This is a genomic window from Candidatus Proelusimicrobium volucris, assembly GCF_959605025.1.
GTDB lineage: Bacteria > Elusimicrobiota > Elusimicrobia > Elusimicrobiales > Elusimicrobiaceae > Proelusimicrobium > Proelusimicrobium volucris.
In genome coordinates, this window is the sequence record NZ_CAUHCY010000003.1 from 170,454 (window position 1) to 189,605 (window position 19,152).

Below are 19,152 nucleotides of genomic sequence, written 5' to 3' on the forward strand. Positions count from 1 at the left end.
TAAATCAATAACCGGTTTTGCCGCCGGCTTCCTCAATCAATTTTTTGTATCTGGCTTCCAGCATATTGATTCTTTTTGCGTCTTCCTGATGGATACAGCCGTAGAAGTCGCGCTTGTTTTTTAGCCACATAAGTTCAAAGCCGACGGCTTTCAAAATTCCTTGAGGCGCTTTCTCGTCGTTTAGGGAAGCCTGCGCGCCGAAGATTATTTTTCTTGTTTCAAAGCGGTCTAAAGTATTTGGCGGAAGGTTTTTAAAAAACGGCAGGGAATGGGCCGATACACCGCCCCCGATACAACATTCAAGGCCGCGCGCTTTGCATTTGGTAAGAATGTCTTTTGCGATTTCGAAAATTCTGTCGGAATTAATGTCTTCTCTAGTCAAACCGAGAGAACCGCACATATCAACTCTGCCCAAAACTATGCCGTGTATGCCTTTTATGGCTTCGCAGTCGAGCATGGCCTGAAGGTTTTTATGGCCGGTTTCAGTTTCTATATTGACCAGAAATTTAACCTCGTCGCCATATTCCTTGGGGAAGGCCAGCTTCGCGGAATTGACGAATTTGCTTAAAGCGTAAGGCGTTTCTATCATCGGGCCGACTATCCTTGATACGCCGATTATTTTGGCGTCATACATATCTTTAAGGGCTTCGCAGCCGCCGACTTTTATCGTAAGCTCCAGCCCCGCCGTAGTTACCACTTCTTTTAAGCGCATGGCTTCTTCCAGGCGGGTGCCTTCGGCTTCAAATTCGGCCTTTACGCCTTCAACATGGTGATTATGTTTTAAATCCGTCAGGATGTCAACCATCTTTTTTTCAAGATAATTCATTTTACTTCTCCTGTTTTGTCTTTTCGGTTATAAATTGTTTAATCGCGGCTATGGTTTTGTCTATATCGTCCGTGGCGAGCCCGGGCCATATTCCAACCCAAAAACTGCCGCGCATAACCTCTTCGGTATTTGGGAGCAGGGCGTATTCCTTATCCGTAAGCTCGCGAGAGTTTAACAGTATGGAATTTTTAATTCTCAAAGGGATATCGTCGTCGGTGAAGGCGGGCTGCCTTAAGATATTGCCCGCGAACACCTGCCTTGTGCCTATGCCTTGGCTTTCAAGATATTTGCAGAGTTCTATTTTGTCAAAACCCGCTTCTTTGCGTACGGTGAGGATAAAGCCGAACCAGCTCGGCTCGGCCTGTGCCTGCCAGGCGGGCAGAATAAAGTATTTGTCAAAGGGTTTAAGCGCCATAAAAAGGCGGGTAAAATTTTCCTTGCGTTTGGCTATAAAGCCGTCAAGTTTTTTAAGCTGGGCCAAAGCGCAGGCGGCCTGCCAGTCGGTTATTTTAAGGTTATAGCCCAAGTGGGAATAGGTATATTTATGGTCATAGCCGAAGGGCAGTTTGCCCAGCTGCATATTAAAGCGGTTCTTGCAGGTGTTATCTTTGCCAGGCGGGCACCAGCAGTCGCGGCCCCAATCCCTAAAGGACATCAAAATCCTGTACAAAACTGGGTCATCGGTGACGACGGCGCCGCCCTCGCCCATCGTTATATGGTGCGCGGGATAGAAGCTGAAGGTGCCTATATGCCCGAAAGTGCCCGTATGTTTGCCGCCGAATTTGGCGCCCAAGGCGTCGCAGTTGTCCTCAATGAGCCAAAGGCCCTTGTCTTGGCAGATTTGTTTTATCTTTTCCAGATTGAAAGGATTGCCCAAAGTATGCGCTACGAAAACCGCCTTGGTTTTTGGTGAAAGAGCTTGCTCGATTTCGCTTTCCAAAATATTGTGGGTGTTTATATCCACGTCAACAAACACGGGTATAAGCCCGTTTTGTATTATCGGCGCGACGGTAGTCGGGAAACCCGCCGCCACGGTGATAACCTCGTCGCCTTTTTTTAGGCGTCTGTCGCCCAGCTTGTGGGAAGTGAGCGCGCTCAAAGCCAGCAGATTGGCGCTTGAGCCCGAATTTACGCTTAAAGCGTATTTTGAACCCAAATAAGCCGCAAATTGCTTTTCAAATTGTTCATTAAAACGCCCCGTCGTCAGCCACATATCCAAAGTGGCGTCGAGCATATTGTCCAGCTCTTCCGTGCCTAGCACCTTACCCGATGCGGGGATATAAGTCCTTTGCTGTTTTTTTTGATGGGCTCTGTAATATTTGCGGCCTAAAGTTTTAATCAATTTCCTTGTTAAGTTTTCCATAATTCTCTCTATATTCAGATATCTGTTTAAGCGTGAACGCTTTGATGTCTGCGCCTTCGTAGAAATTTTTGTACCACAGCGCCGTTTCCTTAACGGCTTTGTCAAAGTCGTAAACGGGGCGCCAGTTAAGTAGTTTAAAAGCTTTCTCTATATCCAAATGCAATAGTTTCGCCTCGTGCAGTTTGGCGCAGGGCTCAACTCTGTAAGAGCCGCCCCCCCACGTCTTTAAAAACAGTTTTACCAAATCCTCAACGGTACGGACGTCGCTTGGGTTCGGGCCGAAGTTCCAGCCCTGCGCCAAAGAGGGATCCACCCATAGCTTTTTGCCCAAGAGCATATAGCCGAACAGCGGTTCCAGCACATGCTGCCACGGCCTTGTGGCAAGCGGGTTTCTCAGCACTATTTGCTCGCCTTTGCTTAAGGCGCGGGCGCAGTCGGGTACGATTCTGTCCAAGGCGTAATCTCCGCCGCCTATCACATTGCCCGCCCTGCAGCTTGCCAAGGCAGTATTGTGGCTTTTGCCGTACTCTTTAATATTGAAAAACGAATTTCTGTAACAGGAGGTCAGAAGTTCCGCCATGCCTTTTGACGCGCTGTAAGGGTCATAGCCTCCCATGGGCGAAGTTTCTTTGTACGGGACGTCCGTTTCTTTGTTCTCGTAGCATTTGTCGCTTGTTATGTTTATCAGAACTTTTACACTGGGCGTTTGGCGTACGGCCTCAAAAAGATTCGCCGTGCCGATAACATTGGTTTGTATCGTTTCCACCGGCTCTTTGTAGGAAAGCCTTACCAGAGGCTGCGCCGCCAAGTGAAATACTATATCGGGCTTAAAAGAAATTACTTCTTTTTTAAGTTTATCGGCGTCCAAAATATTGCCTATTACGCTTTGCGTCGCTTTTTCAAGCCCGAGCAGTTCGTATAAAGAAGGGTTCGTATTGGGGGCTAAAGCGTAGCCTTTAACTTCCGCGCCCATATCTGTAAGCACGGCGCTGAGCCAAGAACCTTTAAAGCCGGTATGCCCCGTCAGGAATATCTTTTTGCCTTTGTAAAATTGTTCCAATGTCATATAATTTTTCGGCCTTTACCATTTCTTCCAAGGGGCTTTGCTCTCCGCCCATAATTGCTCAAGCTGGTTTTTGTCGCGCAGAGCGTCCATCGGCTTCCAAAAGCCTTCGTGCTTATAGGCGGCTATTTGGCCGTCGGCGGACAATTCCTCCATAGGCGCCTTTTCCCATACGCAGGCGTCGTCGCCTTCCTTTATGTATTTAAGAACTTCCGGCTCCAATACGAAAAAACCCGCATTTATCCAGCCGCCGTCGCCTTTGGGCTTTTCCTTAAAGGATTTGATTATGCCGTTCATATCTATATCCATCGCGCCAAAACGCCCCTCGGGCTGTACGGTGGTTACGGTGGCCAGTTTGCCCGTCTTTTTGTGGAAGGCTATTAAATCTTTGATATTGACGTCGCTTACTCCGTCGCCGTAGGTTAAGAGGAAAGTTTCGTCCCCGATATATTTTTCCGCCTGTTTTATGCGGCCGCCGGTCATAGTATTTAGCCCCGTATCAAGTATCGTAACCTTCCACGGCTCGGCTTTATGGTTCAGGGTTTGTATGGTATTTGCCGCCAAATCTATTTGCAAATCGGAATTGTGCAGAAAATAATCGGCGAAATATTCCTTTATTATATATCCTTTATAGCCCGCCAATATTATAAATTCGTTTATACCGTAATGGGAGTATATCTTCATTATGTGCCACAGTATCGGCTTGCCGCCTATTTCTATCATCGGTTTAGGGCGAAGGTGGGATTCTTCCGCTATGCGCGTACCCATCCCGCCCGCCAATATTACAGCTTTCATAAAATATGCCTCCAAATGGTTTTATATATTATACATAATTAAGTTGTGGCGAAATATATAAGTAAAAAGGATTATCAGAAAGGTTATCTTATCTTTATTTGCGATATTCTTTCTATGACGGAACTATCCAAACAGTTTGCCTTGGCTTTCAATTTTAATGCTACAATACAAAATAAGTATATGTACAGATGAGGTTTTGTTTTATGGGGAGATTGCTTCGCGCCGTTTTGTTGGCGTGTTTTTTAACTTTCGGTTTTGTTGTTTCAGCTTTTTCGGGAACCGATAAAAATCAAACGGGGAAAGAGAGCGTTTTTTATGAACAGGTACTCTTGGAGGAAGCCATCTCTGCGCAAAAGGTTTCAGCCAGGCATGAGAGGCGGATTTCTCAGAATAAATCTTTTAGCGAGTACGGTGATTTCCTTTCCTTTTATTCCGAAGCCAAAAAAATGGCGGAAGACAAATTGGGGCTGCAATTCGGCATTGACGTTTCTTTTATGGCTCAGCGTGCCGCGCCGAACGGAAAGAACACTGCAATACAAGCTATTTATTACCCCTATGCCACGTGGAATTTATTTAAGAGCGAGCGCTGGGGTTCCGGCCAAATAGATTTTAACTACACTCTTACGCGTTATTGGGGCGGAGAAGCTGCGGCTTTAAACAATATGGTTAATGTAGTTGCCGGTATAAACGACGGCTTATCGGACGGAGATACTTTTTCCCAAGCTACCTATACACACACCATGCCCGGCAAATTAAGCTGGCTTAGTTTGACGGTGGGGCAATATCCTCTATACAATTTTGACGGGACGACTTATGATTCAAACCCTCAAACGGCGCTTATAAACTATGCTCTTGCGCAGAACGCTAGCGCGAGTTACCCTGCGGCTAGTTTGGGCGCTTACCTGCAAGCCGCTTTAAACGAGAAAATAATCTTAAGCGCAGGCTATCAGGACGCCACAAATATCAGCGGCAGTCAAATAAGGTTTAAGGACGCCTTTCCCGGCGAATATACGGCATTTGCCTCTTTAAGTTATGCGGACAATTCCGCCCAATATTCGGCGATGGCGTATTATCAGCCGTCGGTGGAAGATCAGGAGGGTTACAGCTGGGGCTGGTCTTTAAACGCGGAGCGAGACCTCGGCAAAAAATGGAATATATTTGGGCGCGCAAACGGCTCAACCGATAATATAACTTCTATAAAACAATCCTATGTTTTGGGGCTTTCTTTCCTAAATCCTTTGGAAAGAAATCCGTTGGACGTAATTACCATAGCCGCGGCTTATAACCGCTTGAGCGAAGATGCATTGCTCCTGCCTTATGTCCGCTCGGCCGAAACGGTTATAGAAGCACAATGGGTTTGGGGAATAAGCAAATATTTTACTCTTACGCCCGATATACAGCTTTATCCGCGCGCGGGTTTAAGTTCTGAGCAAGAGTGGGTTAGCGTAGCCTCACTTAGGACAACTTTTATGTTCTAAGTCCATATTGAGTTTATATTGTAAAAATTGGGCTAATAAACGCATTTCCGCATCAAAAAAACCCGCGCCTTAATCGCGCGTTTTTTTTATTTGTTATTAACAAAATTTTATTTGCAAACATCTACCCAAATGCCGCGGGTGATATTCTGCAGTTCTTCTATCGTAAGTTTTACCGCATTATTGGCCGCGCCAGCCGCGGGATAGGTATAAGGGTATTTCTTTAAAGATTCGTCCAAGTAAATCTTTACCCCCTCTTTAAGACCGAAGGGGCATACTCCGCCTATCGGGTGGCCGGTAAGGTTTGTGACTTCCTCACCTTTTAAAAAGGAGGCTTTCTCCTTAAAATATTCCTTAAATTTTTTATTGTCAATGCGTGCCGTACCCATAACCACTATGACTATCGGGCCGCTTTTTGTGTTGAAGGAAAGTGTTTTGGCTATAAGCCCCTCTTCGCAGCCTATGGCTTGGGCGGCCAAAGCCACCGTCGCGGTGGAGGCGGGCAATTCTATATATCTGTCTTCAAGATGATGTTCTTTAAGCTGTTGTTTTACTCTTTCTATATTTTCCATAAATATATCATATCAATTTAAAAAAGCCTTGAAAGGGTCCGTTTTTTCTTTGTTTAAAGCGCTTTTTCCGGCTCTTTGTACGGTGTTGAACCCGAGCTTTAAAAAGCCCCGTTTCTCAAAGAGGAACGGGACTGTTAATTTACATTTTATTTGTTTTCAGTGTCTGTTTTGGTAAAAAGTTCCTTTTTCTCTTCTGTTTTATTATCGGGCAGGAGTTCTTCCCCTTCTTTTTCGCCGCTGGCGTATACTACTTCCGTAGAGAAGTCAAAAGAAGTCGTATTTTTTTGGGCGGTCTGCGCGGCATTTGCCTTCTGTTTTTTGAATATGGACTGCGCTAAAGCCAAAGCACCGCCGCTCAAGGCAACCGGGACAAGCACCGCTACCTGCAAAGAGCCCGTCAAATCCGATACGAAGCTGAGCAGCGTTCCCGCGGCGGCCGCCGCTACCGAAAAGCTGAATATAAGCAAAGTGGTGTTTGCCGCTTTTTCGCCTCTGCCTTGCAGTGCCGCGTTAAATAAAGGCGGGAAGAGATTCGCATCGCCAATAAAGAATAAAGCCGCGCCCGTAAGCCCCAAAGGCGATATTCCCTCCAAGGCGAAAAGGGTTAAACCCGATAAGACCAATCCACCCGATATTTTGTACGTGGAGGTCGAAGAGAGTATCCCCCTCTTCTGCAGTTCTCCGCATAAAGCCCTGGCAAGGCCCATGGCCGTATATATCAGTACGCCGCCCAATATATTAGGCATATCAGATAGAGCGCCGTAATGCTCCTGCGCCATGGAAAATACCAATAAAGAAGTTGTCAGCTCGCCCGCTTCTATCAAAGAGAAAGAGATGGCGGCTTTTCGGGCTTCGGCATCTTTAAAGAACATTTCCACAAGGCCTTTTAGCCCGCCGTCTTCTTTGGATTCGGGCAAGGGTACGTCTCTGAAGTTCCCCCTGAAGATGCTGGTAAGCGCGATAAGGCTTAACGGCGCGAGAAGCAAAGGAAAAGTTATAGCGTTATTTACTTCCCCAAAGCCCAAAGATTGCGACGCAAAGTTAAGCAAGGGCCCAAATTCAAGGAACAATATGGTTCCCAAACTTCTGGCCATAGCCGTTTGCGTGGTAAGGCCGAGCGCTCTTTGCGCGTCGAAATTGACGTCTATCAAAGGATATATCGTCGAGTATTTTATCTCGTTGGAAAGCGATACCAGCGATATGCCCGCCAAAGAACTTATCAGGCCGGCCGTACTGCCGTCATTGGTAAAGCCGTTAAGGCCGCCCAATACCGTCAGCCCGATGCCGAGGAAAGTGCCGACCGCGGCCGTCCTCGCCATATTTATTACGCCCCATCTGTTAAAGAAGTATCCCATAAACGGCACCAAACCCGCGGGCAGATAACTTATTAAGCTGATTATCGTGTTTGTAGTGGAAGTATCCAGCCCGTATACTTGGCTTATCATGGGTGCGGTGGCTGTTACCGTCGTCGCCGCGAGGAAGTTATACAAGAAAGCCGAAGGCTTTACTATATCGTCCTTCTTCTTTAAGAATGCCGCTATTTTGCCTAACAGGCTTTTGGGTTCTTCTTTAGCTTGAGTGGTATTTTCCGCCGCTTCATTGGCACTGTTGCCGACCGATGCGGAAGAGTAAAAATCTCCCAATATTTCCGCTACGGCGGCGGGGCTTTCCCTTAAAAGATGAGGCCTGCCGGGTACTTCGTACACCCAAGAGGACGGATCGGTTCTGTTTTCTATAAAACCGTAATTGTAATCCTTTGTTATTCTTGCCGTAGGGGCTTGCGTTTGCCCGTATGAACCTGCCAAGAGTTTGCCATCGGCGTATCTGTATACGTCGCGCGCCAGCATTACAGGCAAAGCTACGCCCGCCGCGGCGTTTTGCAGCCCGGAGGCAAGTTTAGCCGTCCAATAAGCCGCACCCCGCCCTTGCAGTATATTTCCGCCTATTAATGGAATGCCGTTATAGAAACTTAATATCTTGGGGTCTACTACGTCTACGGGCCTTATATTCTTTATGCTTATGCCCGTTTTGGCCGCGATATCGTAAGTGCTGAGATTAAATATATTCGCCGCTTTAACGCCGCCGCGCGTAACATTGGCCACCTGTTCCGTCGCCGCCAGAACTCTGCCTCCGTTTAACATTCCAGGCGTTACGGTGGCTACATTATAATTGAACAGTAAGGTCGTGCCCAGCACGGTGGCTTTGTTGTTTACTATTCGCAGGGTTTTGCTAGCTAAGCCAAGGTGGTGATTATCAAGCCATTTATATAGATTGTCAATACGGTTGAGCGGAGATATTTTTGGCGAGTCCGATAAAGTCGGCGCTTTATACTCTCCTTTTATGTTAAAGGCTTCGGCCAAAGTTGTTTCCGTTTTGCCCGAGTGGTTAAATATCAAGCCGTTTCCGCTTTCGCTGTTCCACCAGCGGCCGAGTTTGCTGTTTTTTAGCCAATCTCCAAATCTGTTGGCGCGTGCTGTTTTTAAAGCCTCTGAGCTTTTGGCGTATTTTGCCAAATTGGCCTCGTAGCTGCGGTAGCGGGCGATATAATCTGCCGATGCTTTGCTAAGCTGTACCGCTTTAGGGGCTTGAGGTTTTATCGAAAGTTCGGCTTTAAGCGTTTCAAGTTCTTTTAGAATCTGCTGCGCTTTTGCGTTCTCGCCGCTTGCGGACAAAGCATTATACTGCGCCGCTTTGGTATTATAAAGATTTACTTTGGCGTTATAGGACTTAGTGGCGGCGAGATATTTTTCGTACATGCTTTTGTTTGTTTGATTTACGGTGTTTATCTCTGCCTCTATCGCGGCCTTTTCCTGAGCGGATATATTGCGCTGTGCTTTTGCTATATCGCGTTCGCTTTTGGCCAATTTATATTCGGCCGTTGCTTTATCGGCTTTGGCTTGGCGGTATGCGCTTATGTTTTTGCCGCCGCTGCGCCGCGCTCTTAGTTTGCTTATCGCGCTTTTGCGCGCGTTGTAGAGTTTCTTAATTCTAAGATTATCGGCTTTTATCGCGGCTATGTTTATACCCTCGCCGCGTATCTTTACCGCCTTTAACAAACGGGCTTTGCCGGCCAATTTTATTTTGCTTAAACGGTATGAAGTCTTTGCTAAATTTGCCCCGCCGCGGATAAGAGAAGGTATACTCTTGATAAGTGCGGGCGTCAAAACCACCATTAGTGCCATATCCGTCCAATAACCGGCGGATTTTATTTTTTGGTTGTCATTGTATCTGGCGGCTTTATTGTCGTTGAGAACCTTTTTAGAGAGGCCTTCCCCCCCTTCCATAAAAGCCAAATTGTTGACGCGCGTCTGCGTGGCGGCGTTAAGGTCCCACCAGTCAAGATTATTAAGCAGTTTCCTTGCGCTTAAAGCTGAGGCGTCTTTTCTGCCTTTGTTTTTCAATACACCGCTTACTAAAGGCGTGTGTATTTTGTTGCCCGTATCTCTCTTTAGCAGCATTAAGAGGAAATTGCCTTGCGCGGCGGCAGTTTTGGCTAAAGCGTAGCTCCGCGCTTCCTCCCGCAGATATTTACTTATGATTTTCCGCGAAAGTGCGGCGGCGTATTTGGATTTGTTTACGCTTATCGAATAACCTATATCTTCAAGGACATTGCCGTATATATTGCCGTATTTGTCTTGCCCTTCTTGTATGAGATATTGCGTCTTTTCCCCGTATCCGTTAAGATAATTGCCGCCGCCGCCTCTTATGTATCTGTTAAATACCCCTATGCCTTTTTCGGCGGCGTTCTCTACGCTTAGAAGCTCGAGAACCGCTTTCGCTTTACCCTTTATCCCTTTGTTTTTTAAAGTTTCGCTTAAAAGCAGATGCTCTATTTTGGCCCAAGACGATTTGTCGTTTATCAGCGATAGGGCCGTTACGCCCGATTCCAAAGCTATGGCGCCGTAGTCGCCGTCCCAGGCTTCTGAGACGGAATCGTATATTATCCTCCCGTTGGCGGAGGGATTTTTGCCAAACAAGGCAAGCAAGACCATGGCTTCGCCGGAATTTATGCAGTCGAGCTGTCTTTTTTGCTTACCCTTGGCGCTTTTTTCTTTTAGGCCGCGGCTTTTCCCGCTAAAAGAATATTCTATACCGGGCATATAATCTACAAGGTAAATGTCATTATCGCAGTATTGCGGCGCTTGTTTTGCTATGGCGCTTATGTAGTTTATAAAACGGGCATAATCTTTATCGTTCACTCCGCCTAATAAGGCCAGATCCCGCACTTTGGCAAATACGCTATTATTGCTTGCGGGCGTATCACCTTTTTCCAAAATGCCTTTTTGTATTTCTGATTTGTAGAATTTATCGTTTAGAACTCCATTGAGCAAACCTTGTATGAAGGCGGGGCACTCGTATGTGGTTTTATTGTATAGGGTTTGTTCTTTCCCGGAACAGGCTTTAAGGTAATACTTTTCAACGTCGTAACTGCCGTCCGGCGCTTTGCCACGCGCGTAGGCTGAACGCCCCGCTTGATAAGAAGCCGAGTTAAGACGTTCAAGCTCTTTGTACGCTTGGTAGGCGAACTCTATTTCCGCCGCAAGTTCTTCGGCCGTAAGCTCTACCCCAGCGTATTCCTCTTTGATGAGCTTAGAGAGTGCCTCTATCGTGTCGGCGTCTTGCGCGCGATTGTATGCCCCGTTTAATATGTCGGATATGTCAAACTCGAACGAGTTCTCCTTTTGCCAAGCGGCAAAATCGTATCCGGTTTTAACCGGGAGCAGCTGGGCATAACTTTCTGCCGTTAAGTTCAGCAGAATCGCCAAGCTGATAGCTATCGATATAGCTTTGTTTAAGCTCTTGCTTAAACCTTTTTGCAACCACGATACAGTGTTCTTCATTTTATTTACCTTTTAGTCCTTCTTTAATGCTTGCGGAAACCATTAATCTTTACTTTGCCTTTGTGTCCCCGCGTAAAAAATTGTATTTTTGCGCCGCTATCGCCTAATCATAAAATGAATGAACATCGACATCAGATAATATGTCGCTCTATATATATAAGGAAAAACGTAAAAATAATTTTTTAAAAATAATGTTCTCATAAAATAACCTCAAAACAAAAAAATAATAAGATCTGCCGCTTCTTTTATTAAGTCCCGCAGATCTTACGTATAATAAATTTAAATTTTGGATTATCTCGTGAGAATCTGCATCATATTCTTCCTAAGGGATAACTTATATCCTAACCTGGACATTAACATGGTGTAATATAAGCCCTTGGAGAATAGACGCATAATGGAAGTGATATAATTATTAAAGGAATATATGCCGAATAATATAAAAGAATATCCGCCGCAAATAGATTTGCGGATATCCGCCTTTTCAAAAGCGCTTATTATATTATAGGTAATGCTGTTCGACATAATTATTTCCTTCTCTTCCAATATTATATAAAATTTCGGAAAGCGAGTATAATATTTTTTTAAGACTTGTGCAAATATTTTGCAAATATAGTAAAATTTATCTAGTAAGGACAATCTGTATTACAAAAAAACAGGAGTAAAAAGTAAATGAAAAAAATAACTGCATTAATGTTTGCTTTCTTGATGCTTGTGACGTTTGCTTCCGCTCAGAAGACAAATGCCGCCGCCGAGAAAGCGACCGCGTCCGAAACGTCAATAACCACCGATGGCCAAAAAGATACCACGGTAGAATATAACGGTATAGTTATTTCTATCCCTAAAGGGGTAAAAGCTACGGTGTCCAAAGATGCTAAGGGCAATATCATTGTTTCAGGTTCTGATCTCAATGGAGTAAAAATTGACGGAGAAACTGTAAATAGCACCGGTAAAACGACTCTTTCAATCAATGCTTCCACCAAAGTGATGACAGTAAAGGAAGGTAATAACGTAACGGTAACCAATGCCAAAGGCCAAACGTATTCCGTAAAAGCCGGGCAAACTACCGCCCAAGCCGCCGCGACCGTTACAACGGCTAAGCCGGCCGCGAAAGCGGAAGTCGTTCCCGCTTTCGTATTGCCCAGCACGGAAAGTGCTGCTAACCAGCAGACCGTGCAGAACGTGGAAGAAACGTTGAGCCCGTCTTCACCGCGTTAATTATAGGAGACTTTGTAGAAACATATGAAAAAGTTATTATTATTGGCAGTATCTTTATTGGTCGTCAACTCGGCCTTTGCGGGTGACGTAAAGTTCCTCGTATCGGAAGATCTCAGCTACGACGACAATATTTACCTTACCGACGGTAATGAGAAGGATTCTTTCATAAGCAAGACTCAGGCCGGTGTGACTTATGCCAACCCCATAGCCGGCAGCGGCTTGGAATTAAACGCCACCGCTTTGGGCGGTTATAACGCCTATACCGAAGACAATGGCAAGAACGGCTTCTGGAATGCTTATGCCAACGTCGACGTTAAAAATGATCTCTTGAAAATCGGGGATTCTTTCCTCTATACGTCTGATCAGGCCAACTCCGAACTTACCGAAAGAGCTAAAAGATTGAACAACAACTTCTATCTTTCGGCTAAGACTTCCACCGATAAGAAATTCGGTTTCGGCGTTGTAGCCAACGATTCCTACGATTACTATATCGATAATCCGTGGAAATATGATTTGACCCGCAACCGCTTAAACGCCGGCGTGCAGGCTTTCTACAATATTTCCTCCAAGACCAGCGCTTTCGTAGAATACGTTTACACGAACATTGCTTATAAGGACAATACCAACAATGATTCCGACGGCAGTGCGGTAGCACTCGGCGTTGAAGGCAAAATCGCTCAGAAAGTTTCCGGCGTAGCTAAAGTTAACTATGTAATGCGCGATTACAGCCACGATATGGAAGGTTACAGCAGCTATGAAGACCTCGTCGGTTATTATGTAGCTTTGTCCTGGAACCCGACCGAAAGAAACACCGTTCGCTTGTCCGGTGAAAGAAGATTCGAAGAATCTGTATATGAAAATAACAGATACTTTACCGATACTTTGGTATCCTTATACGGTTCTCACAAACTCTCCGACAAACTTACCGCCGGTTTGACCTTAGCCTATGAAAATATGGCTTATGACCGCGCTAACAATAACGGAGTAAAGAGAAGCGACGACCTCTTCACCGTTCGCCCGGAATTGGATTACCAGTTCCAAGAGTGGCTTTCCGCCGGTGTATGGTATCAGTTCAGGAACAGAGATTCCAACACCAACGGCAATGATTATGCCAGCAACAAAGGCGGCGTATTCGTAAAAGCCTTGTTCTAATTTTAAAATTAGAGAAAAAGCCCTCCTTCAGGAGGGCTTTTTTTTGTCTCTTATAATTGGGGTTATTTTATTATCTTATCAACTTGTATAAATTGTTTTAAAGTTTATCCAATTCCTACAAGCCAATAATAAAGTAGAATATAATTAACTTCCTAGTAAAAGCGCAGTAGCCATTAGATGAAAATAAAAAATCTCCCAAAACGTAAATATATTATTTAAAAAGTTAATTCCGAGCATTTCCCCCCCCTTTTGCAAAAAAAGCTGCAAGAGGCATTTTCCCCCGTTGTTAAAGAGAAGTCCGAAAAATCACAGCCGAGGTCGCTTGGCACACCATAGAAGCCAAATATTCCGATACCCTTATTTGGGAAACCGTAACCCCTTATTTTGAGCAAAGAAATATTCACTTTTACGTTAATAAATGCGGCTTTCGCATAGAGGAGTTTTTTTACGAGAAGCATAAAGAGAAAAATATCCATAGCGCAAACCAAGTAAGTAAACCTGAGATTGGCACTGATGTTTATTTTCGTTTTGAAAAGGATATGAGGAAATGATTTCCTATGCTTGCAAGCAATGTTTCCAATAGAATATATTAAAATATTTACGGAGTATAAAACGTAAGCAAAACAAAAAATACCCCCGAATATTCGGGGGTATTTAGCAAATATACAGCCTTATTTATTGGGCCAAATTACTCCGTTTACCGATCTGGGGTGATTGAGTTTCACCTTGCCGGATTCAGCGTCCATATTCTGTATCGCTTTTAAGGCTTTTAATAGTTCGGGCGTTCTTTTTATAAGTCTGCCCGTTCCAACGTCTACGATATTGCTGTTGTTTTGATAGTGCTTGCCGTTTTCATCAATAATCGGCCTGGTAAAGACATTTTCATCAAATTCCACTTGTTGGGCATCGCTGAAAAGATTGATTATATCCAACAGTGCCATATCGTATTTAATCGGATCGGAGGAATATTGTAATTCCGTTCTTATAACTATCAAACCGTGTAGACGAATGATGGATTCCTCTTTGGCTATATTATCCAACCAACGGGTGGAACGGGTAATATTGGGAAGCTGAGGCTTTTCACAAGATTGCGGCTGAGGAAGCTCCACGATATTTTCGTTCGCGATGGAGGCTTTGGCGGCACTCCCGGTTAAATCTTGAGCGTATTGGCTATTGGTTAAATAGTTGTATTTTACCAAGCGCTGGGTGAGATCTTCGTAGAGATTATCCACTATTTCAGAGCCTAAAAAAGTCATCATCTCAAGCATAATTACGGCGGCCAAACCTTTTGTTATGCTGGCGGAGGCTAGAGTCATTGAAGTAACCGCGGCGGAAGAGCCAAACCAAGTAGCCACCAATGCCCCTTCTGCGCCGAGCGTCGCCCCTGCCGTATATACCGCCGCTACCGTAAGCAAGCCCAAAACTATTCCTTGCAGACAGGCAGAACCGTATTCTTTTACTTTCGCTTTCTTTAACTCTTTTTGGTAGCGAGGATTCTTCTTCAGCAGTTCAGATATTACTTTAGTTTCTCTGCTCATGGCGTTCATTACTTGATACGGGGTATAATTGGCAAACTCGCTGTTATGATAATCCTTTATCGCCGATTGATATTTATTCCATGCGGGTTTAATGTAATACACATCGTGAAAGCCCGAAATATTACCGTTGGGATTAAGTTTTTTATATAAGGATATTGCCTCAAAATAGTTTAACCCTTGATAAGGATGAAGGAAATTTAAGGGACTAGGGCTTTTTGCTTTTTGAGGTGGCGCCATAAGGACATTTCCCGTATTGCCAAAAGACGGAGCGGTAAAGCCCGAATTAAACCCGCCAAAAGAATATACGCCCGTCTGATTGTAGGAAGGAACCTCCTTTTTGCGAGGTATAGGCTGCGCGTTTAAGGGTATTGACCCTCCGATTAAAGTAAGACAAAGCATTATAGAAACCGTTTTTTGGTATATCATAATTTCCTCCCGTTATTTGGGTTGAAACCTCATCAATTCAAAAGGGATATTCTTGTGTACGGCCGTATTGTCCTGAGGAATTACCAAATCCCTTTGTATCCTTTCGTTAAATTCTTCCTTTTCTATCTCGGTCGTTATGGCTTTAATGTCGGAGAGATACGCTTCCAAAGCTTCATCATTAGTTGCCAATGTGTGTATTCTATCGCCCCAGTCCTCTATATATGGCAGGAGTTTCTCTGCCGAAAGAGAGTTTTCGCTTTCGCTTTGGAAAAGCTCGCTTACCATATTCCGTACTTCTTTCCCCCCTGTATATATTATACCGATATTATCGGGATTGTTTTGTACGGCTGTTAAAATTTCTCTTTTCAGTTCAGTTCTGTTTGATACCGCATTTATTATTGCCAGTTCGCTGTTAGATGTGTTTGCCGCATTCGCTTGGCTGGTATATAATGTTAAGAACAATCCCGCGCCTATGGCTAAAGGCAATACGCTCTTTAAAGATTTTAAACCCATTTTTGTTTTACTGGTCAATTCCGCCTTTGATACCCTTTGTGCCAAACCCGGTATCATACTTATTTCTGCTTTATTGGTTTGTTTTGCTATTGCGACTATATTATCTATCCCTTCATCTCCTACGGAATAGAGCAATGTTCTAAAAGGATCGTCGTAGATTCTTTTAAGATCCAAAAGCTCTTTTTGTGCGTTTGATATTTCTCTTCTCCAAGCGGTTACTTGTCTGTCTGCTCTGGCGCCCGCTTTTCTTATCAGGACTTTATTTCTGGCAATTCTGCCCCTTAACGCCGCTATCCTGCCGCCAAGAAGGCTTTGCGCATATTGTATTTCCGCCGATAAGGCCAAAGAGACGGCTTTAACGCGGGGCATATTAAAAGTCTTTTGTATTTTGTTTACCAAAAATTCGAAATCCATGGAACTTTTATCCAAGATATCTTTTGCTATTTTATTGAAGAAATCAGGAGTATCTTTCAATACGGTCGCCGCAGAACGAGGGGTTTGCCCCGAAGAAAGCGCATTTACCGCATTTTTCGTATACATCAAGGAAAATCTGCTCTTACTGCTATATCTGTTATCGGCGATGGCTAAAGAATTGTAAAGGTCGTAAATAAAATCGTCGTTGGCAAGATTTGCTTTCAATACTTTATTTATAAGGTTTTCGCTTTCTCTAAGCGATTTTGTCATTGCGTCTAATTCCGCCTGGGAAGCCGAAGGCTTTGCCAATAAATATTGTTCAGATTTGGCTACATACTTGTTTATGTCTTCGGCAAAGAGCCCTGGCCATATTTCGTATAATTTCATTCTATTGTGCAAGGCCGAGGCGGCGTCTTGTGCAAATACCGTCGTAAGGTTTGAGCTAATGATCCCTAAGGCAAGAATTAGCGAAATTATCCTTTTCATTTTAGTTAAATCTCCTGTGTTACGCTTTAATATATAGTATAAGTTATGGAAGATAAAATGGAAGAGTCTTTATTCCCATTGGGAAATGGGTCTAAAGTCCTAAAATCCGCCAAAATCGGTTGAGGTATTTTATTTTTTAATTCGCTTTGCTTTTTAATACCGCAGCGGTATATGGGGGCACAACTCTGTTGTTTTTACCGAAAAGATTTTTATATTTTTTCTTTTCAAATTCTTTAGGCAAAAGGAGGTCGCCTTCCGATATGTTTAAAATTATATCGTAGTAGTACCCTTTATAGAGGCGTCTTTGCGTTTTTAAATTATTCTCCCCCTCAAGCGGAGAGGCCGTTTGCAAGCCCTTTTCGAATACGGGAAGCATTTTGTTTATTTCTTTGGCGACTTTTTTTAGTCTTTTCCAATGTTCCGGCTTGGACTGGGGCAAAGGAATGCTTTGTGAATTGAAAGTGAAAAAGAATAAACCTTCCGCACCTTCCAAAAGGCCGTCATAAGCCATAAACCGCATTTCCTCAACCGTAGGGAATCGGCCTATCCTTTTGTCATCGGGGCGGTATTGTTTAAATTCCCGCCAGTCAAAAGATTGTACCACCCCCCATACGGGCTTCTCGGGCAGGCCGCCCTCTTCTAAAATATTTTTTACATCTTTCACTTGCTCCCCGAAAGAAGTTAAAGGCAGATGTGGTACGGGGTACCAATCCACCATCAAAATATCCGCCGTATCATAATAGGGCTTTGCGTGGCTTCCCTTGCCTACCACAAAGGCGGTTTTCTTATCGGGGAAAGCCTTGTTTGCGGCATTTTGAAGGTTTTTTAAATAGGAATTGTCTTTTTTATTTACGTCCGGTTCGTCGTATAAATAGAGGGCTAGTATAGGCCAGGAACGCGCTTCTTCCAGGTATGGCGAATTTATTATTTTATCGGGATATACAACGATTTTAACTCCGCGTTTTTGGGCCTCTAAAGCCAAGTCTTTTATTTTTTCGGGGTTTTGCGTGTATGTCTGAATACAATTAAATCCCGCCTTTTTGACGGTTTTTATATATTTAGCTTCATTTACCTCGTAAAGGCATAATGGGAAACCTGCGGCTTGGATAACAGCGGCCGAAACTATAAACGAAATAGTTAAAATAATTTTAAACAATGTTTTTATCCTTAATAAAAGCCCTTTTGGCTGTTTTGAACATTATTTCCAAGTCCAAAAACAGGGAGCGGTTTTTTATGTACCATACGTCATAGGAAAGGCGTTTGTAAGCGGCGTCGAAAGTGGAATCGGGGATAGACTCTTTATTTTTAAGATCTTCCCTTACGCAATAGGTGGGCGGCGCCTTGAAGTTAAGCTGAGCCCAACCCGTAAGGCCGGGTTTGATTACGCTTCTTATATTGTGGCAAGGCAGATATTTGTTTAGAAAATAATATTCGTCGGTCCAGACGGGTCTGGGCCCGACGATAGAAATATCGCCTTTGAATATATTGATAAGCTGGGGTATTTCGTCCAGTCTAAACCGTCTTAAAATCGCGCCGATTTTGGTAATATCTTCGCTGCCTGGCTTCATCGTGCGGAATTTGTAGATGTATATCTTCTTTTCGTTCTTGCCGATTCGTTCCTGGAAGAAAAAGGGCGGTATCCCGTCGATAAATTTTATCGCGAAATAAGTTAAAATCCCAAGCGGAAGCATAATCGGCATAAGCACCAGGCAGAAAAGAACGTCCAAGGCTCTTTTGATAAAAGGATAATATTTTTCTTCCTGCCTAGCGGCGACGCCGCGTATAAGCCACATCGCGTCTTTTAGGCTGCCCTTGCTTGAGCGCATAAACAGATGTTCGTAAAAATTATAGTCCGTTGTCAGCAGAACGCCTTTATTTAGGAACATTGTCGATATTACCGCCCAAGTTTTTTTATTCTCGCTCAGCATTTTGCTGGCCATTACTATAAGATCCACGGTTTCGGGCGGAATGCTTTTTATGTCTTCCGGATTTTCAAAACGGCCCAGTACTTCCAAATTGTCATAAGAAACCAAATCCTTTTCTATTTCCTTTAAGGTATTGCTTTTGCCAAGCAGCAATATTCTTTGTTTGACAAAAGTGAAAGAGGCATATAACTTTCTGGATATGTACATATAAGAAAAATAGATAATAAACACCAACAGCAAGATAAATTTAGGGGTAGCTACGTTGAAAAATGACGTGGTAAAATATATCCCGAAAGCGGAAGTAATCAAAGATATGGTAAAAGCTATTATTATGTTGCTGTAGTCCAAGCGTCCTTTTTTTATCAGCTGAGTGTCATAAAAAGAAAATATCCACAAAATTAGCGAAGTTACGCCAAACACCGGCAAAAGAACTTTTATAGTCGGGTCAAAAACATTGTGGGAAAATTTCCCGTATCTTAGAGCGACGACCAGCGCCGTTATCAACGTGAATGAAATTAAATCCGCAATAAAAAATAGTAATCTCATAA

The 19,152-nt window shown here is 44.0% G+C and carries 15 protein-coding genes and 1 pseudogene; 5 read left to right on the top strand and 11 right to left on the bottom strand.

Annotation, left to right across the window (positions count from 1 at the left end; genetic code table 11):
• Nucleotides 1-4: 4 nt before the first annotated feature.
• Genes ACQY3M_RS04225 through rfbF form a run of 4 tightly spaced genes read right to left on the bottom strand, consistent with a single transcriptional unit; the run spans nt 5 to nt 4,047 of the window.
• Entirely contained in the window at nt 5-826 is an 822-nt protein-coding gene (locus ACQY3M_RS04225; protein WP_428066254.1) for an aldolase/citrate lyase family protein, read from the bottom strand.
• Nucleotide 827: 1 nt separating this feature from the next.
• Nucleotides 828-2,189 (bottom strand): lipopolysaccharide biosynthesis protein RfbH, encoded by a 1,362-nt coding sequence (gene rfbH, locus ACQY3M_RS04230; RefSeq protein WP_428066256.1) that lies wholly within the window; start codon nt 2,187-2,189, stop codon nt 828-830.
• On the bottom strand, nt 2,161-3,255 hold the full coding sequence (gene rfbG, locus ACQY3M_RS04235) for a CDP-glucose 4,6-dehydratase (RefSeq protein WP_428066257.1): 1,095 nt from the start codon (nt 3,253-3,255) through the stop codon (nt 2,161-2,163). Before rfbG ends, rfbH begins: the two co-directional genes overlap by 29 nt.
• 15 nt (nt 3,256-3,270) lie before the next feature.
• Nucleotides 3,271-4,047, bottom strand: a complete 777-nt coding sequence (rfbF, locus tag ACQY3M_RS04240; protein ID WP_428066258.1) for a glucose-1-phosphate cytidylyltransferase — start codon at nt 4,045-4,047, stop codon at nt 3,271-3,273.
• 45 nt (nt 4,048-4,092) lie between these two features.
• Here rfbF and ACQY3M_RS04245 point away from each other — a divergent pair, with 45 nt between their 5' ends.
• Together ACQY3M_RS04245 and ACQY3M_RS04250 are read left to right on the top strand one after the other, a co-directional pair.
• Nucleotides 4,093-4,239: a hypothetical protein gene (locus ACQY3M_RS04245; protein WP_428066259.1), complete on the top strand. Its 147-nt coding sequence runs from the start codon at nt 4,093-4,095 to the stop codon at nt 4,237-4,239.
• 11 nt (nt 4,240-4,250) lie between these two features.
• Nucleotides 4,251-5,525 carry a carbohydrate porin gene (locus ACQY3M_RS04250; RefSeq protein WP_428066260.1) on the top strand — a complete coding sequence of 425 codons (1,275 nt, stop codon included), beginning with the start codon at nt 4,251-4,253 and terminating at the stop codon, nt 5,523-5,525.
• Nucleotides 5,526-5,632: 107 nt separating this feature from the next.
• On the opposite strand, the gene ACQY3M_RS04255 is transcribed toward ACQY3M_RS04250, so the two are convergent.
• The 3 genes from ACQY3M_RS04255 to ACQY3M_RS04265 all read right to left on the bottom strand — a co-directional run bounded on the left by ACQY3M_RS04255 (nt 5,633) and on the right by ACQY3M_RS04265 (nt 11,457).
• The gene (locus ACQY3M_RS04255; RefSeq protein WP_428066262.1) at nt 5,633-6,094 is read right to left on the bottom strand and encodes a YbaK/EbsC family protein; all 462 of its coding nucleotides are present in this window, start codon (nt 6,092-6,094) and stop codon (nt 5,633-5,635) included.
• Between the two features lie 146 nt (nt 6,095-6,240).
• Complete coding sequence (locus ACQY3M_RS04260; protein WP_428066263.1) at nt 6,241-10,935, bottom strand: MFS transporter; 4,695 nt, start codon at nt 10,933-10,935, stop codon at nt 6,241-6,243.
• A 291-nt stretch (nt 10,936-11,226) separates the two neighbouring features.
• On the bottom strand, nt 11,227-11,457 hold the full coding sequence (locus ACQY3M_RS04265; protein WP_428066265.1) for a hypothetical protein: 231 nt from the start codon (nt 11,455-11,457) through the stop codon (nt 11,227-11,229).
• Nucleotides 11,458-11,604: 147 nt separating this feature from the next.
• Here ACQY3M_RS04265 and ACQY3M_RS04270 point away from each other — a divergent pair, with 147 nt between their 5' ends.
• From ACQY3M_RS04270 to ACQY3M_RS04280, 3 genes and pseudogenes are all read left to right on the top strand, one after another.
• On the top strand, nt 11,605-12,150 hold the full coding sequence (locus ACQY3M_RS04270; RefSeq protein WP_428066267.1) for a hypothetical protein: 546 nt from the start codon (nt 11,605-11,607) through the stop codon (nt 12,148-12,150).
• Between the two features lie 24 nt (nt 12,151-12,174).
• Complete coding sequence (locus ACQY3M_RS04275) at nt 12,175-13,302, top strand: outer membrane beta-barrel protein (RefSeq protein WP_428066269.1); 1,128 nt, start codon at nt 12,175-12,177, stop codon at nt 13,300-13,302.
• Between the two features lie 320 nt (nt 13,303-13,622).
• A pseudogene (locus tag ACQY3M_RS04280) lies at nt 13,623-13,853 on the top strand (GNAT family N-acetyltransferase); the annotation flags it as partial.
• A gap of 120 nt (nt 13,854-13,973) precedes the next feature.
• Here ACQY3M_RS04280 and ACQY3M_RS04285 read toward each other — a convergent pair.
• The 4 genes from ACQY3M_RS04285 to ACQY3M_RS04300 form a co-directional block, all read right to left on the bottom strand.
• Nucleotides 13,974-15,266: a hypothetical protein gene (locus tag ACQY3M_RS04285; protein WP_428066270.1), complete on the bottom strand. Its 1,293-nt coding sequence runs from the start codon at nt 15,264-15,266 to the stop codon at nt 13,974-13,976.
• Between the two features lie 12 nt (nt 15,267-15,278).
• Entirely contained in the window at nt 15,279-16,679 is a 1,401-nt protein-coding gene (locus ACQY3M_RS04290) for a hypothetical protein (RefSeq protein WP_428066271.1), read from the bottom strand.
• Nucleotides 16,680-16,815: 136 nt separating this feature from the next.
• Nucleotides 16,816-17,835 (bottom strand): hypothetical protein, encoded by a 1,020-nt coding sequence (locus ACQY3M_RS04295; RefSeq protein ID WP_428066272.1) that lies wholly within the window; start codon nt 17,833-17,835, stop codon nt 16,816-16,818.
• Complete coding sequence (locus tag ACQY3M_RS04300; protein ID WP_428066273.1) at nt 17,828-19,150, bottom strand: sugar transferase; 1,323 nt, start codon at nt 19,148-19,150, stop codon at nt 17,828-17,830. Before ACQY3M_RS04300 ends, ACQY3M_RS04295 begins: the two co-directional genes overlap by 8 nt.
• Between the last annotated feature and the right edge of the window lie 2 nt (nt 19,151-19,152).

What these genes read in the sequence shown, in the direction of transcription:
- rfbH (WP_428066256.1), bottom strand. Translation starts at nt 2,189, where the DNA reads ATGGAAAACTTAACAAGGAAATTGATTAAAACTTTAGGCCGCAAATAT.
- ACQY3M_RS04270 (WP_428066267.1), top strand. Translation starts at nt 11,605, where the DNA reads ATGAAAAAAATAACTGCATTAATGTTTGCTTTCTTGATGCTTGTGACG.
- ACQY3M_RS04265 (WP_428066265.1), bottom strand. Translation starts at nt 11,457, where the DNA reads ATGTCGAACAGCATTACCTATAATATAATAAGCGCTTTTGAAAAGGCG.
- ACQY3M_RS04290 (WP_428066271.1), bottom strand. Translation starts at nt 16,679, where the DNA reads ATGAAAAGGATAATTTCGCTAATTCTTGCCTTAGGGATCATTAGCTCA.
- rfbF (WP_428066258.1), bottom strand. Translation starts at nt 4,047, where the DNA reads ATGAAAGCTGTAATATTGGCGGGCGGGATGGGTACGCGCATAGCGGAA.
- rfbG (WP_428066257.1), bottom strand. Translation starts at nt 3,255, where the DNA reads ATGACATTGGAACAATTTTACAAAGGCAAAAAGATATTCCTGACGGGG.
- ACQY3M_RS04285 (WP_428066270.1), bottom strand. Translation starts at nt 15,266, where the DNA reads ATGATATACCAAAAAACGGTTTCTATAATGCTTTGTCTTACTTTAATC.
- ACQY3M_RS04300 (WP_428066273.1), bottom strand. Translation starts at nt 19,150, where the DNA reads ATGAGATTACTATTTTTTATTGCGGATTTAATTTCATTCACGTTGATA.
- ACQY3M_RS04250 (WP_428066260.1), top strand. Translation starts at nt 4,251, where the DNA reads ATGGGGAGATTGCTTCGCGCCGTTTTGTTGGCGTGTTTTTTAACTTTC.
- ACQY3M_RS04260 (WP_428066263.1), bottom strand. Translation starts at nt 10,935, where the DNA reads ATGAAGAACACTGTATCGTGGTTGCAAAAAGGTTTAAGCAAGAGCTTA.
- ACQY3M_RS04255 (WP_428066262.1), bottom strand. Translation starts at nt 6,094, where the DNA reads ATGGAAAATATAGAAAGAGTAAAACAACAGCTTAAAGAACATCATCTT.
- ACQY3M_RS04275 (WP_428066269.1), top strand. Translation starts at nt 12,175, where the DNA reads ATGAAAAAGTTATTATTATTGGCAGTATCTTTATTGGTCGTCAACTCG.
- ACQY3M_RS04225 (WP_428066254.1), bottom strand. Translation starts at nt 826, where the DNA reads ATGAATTATCTTGAAAAAAAGATGGTTGACATCCTGACGGATTTAAAA.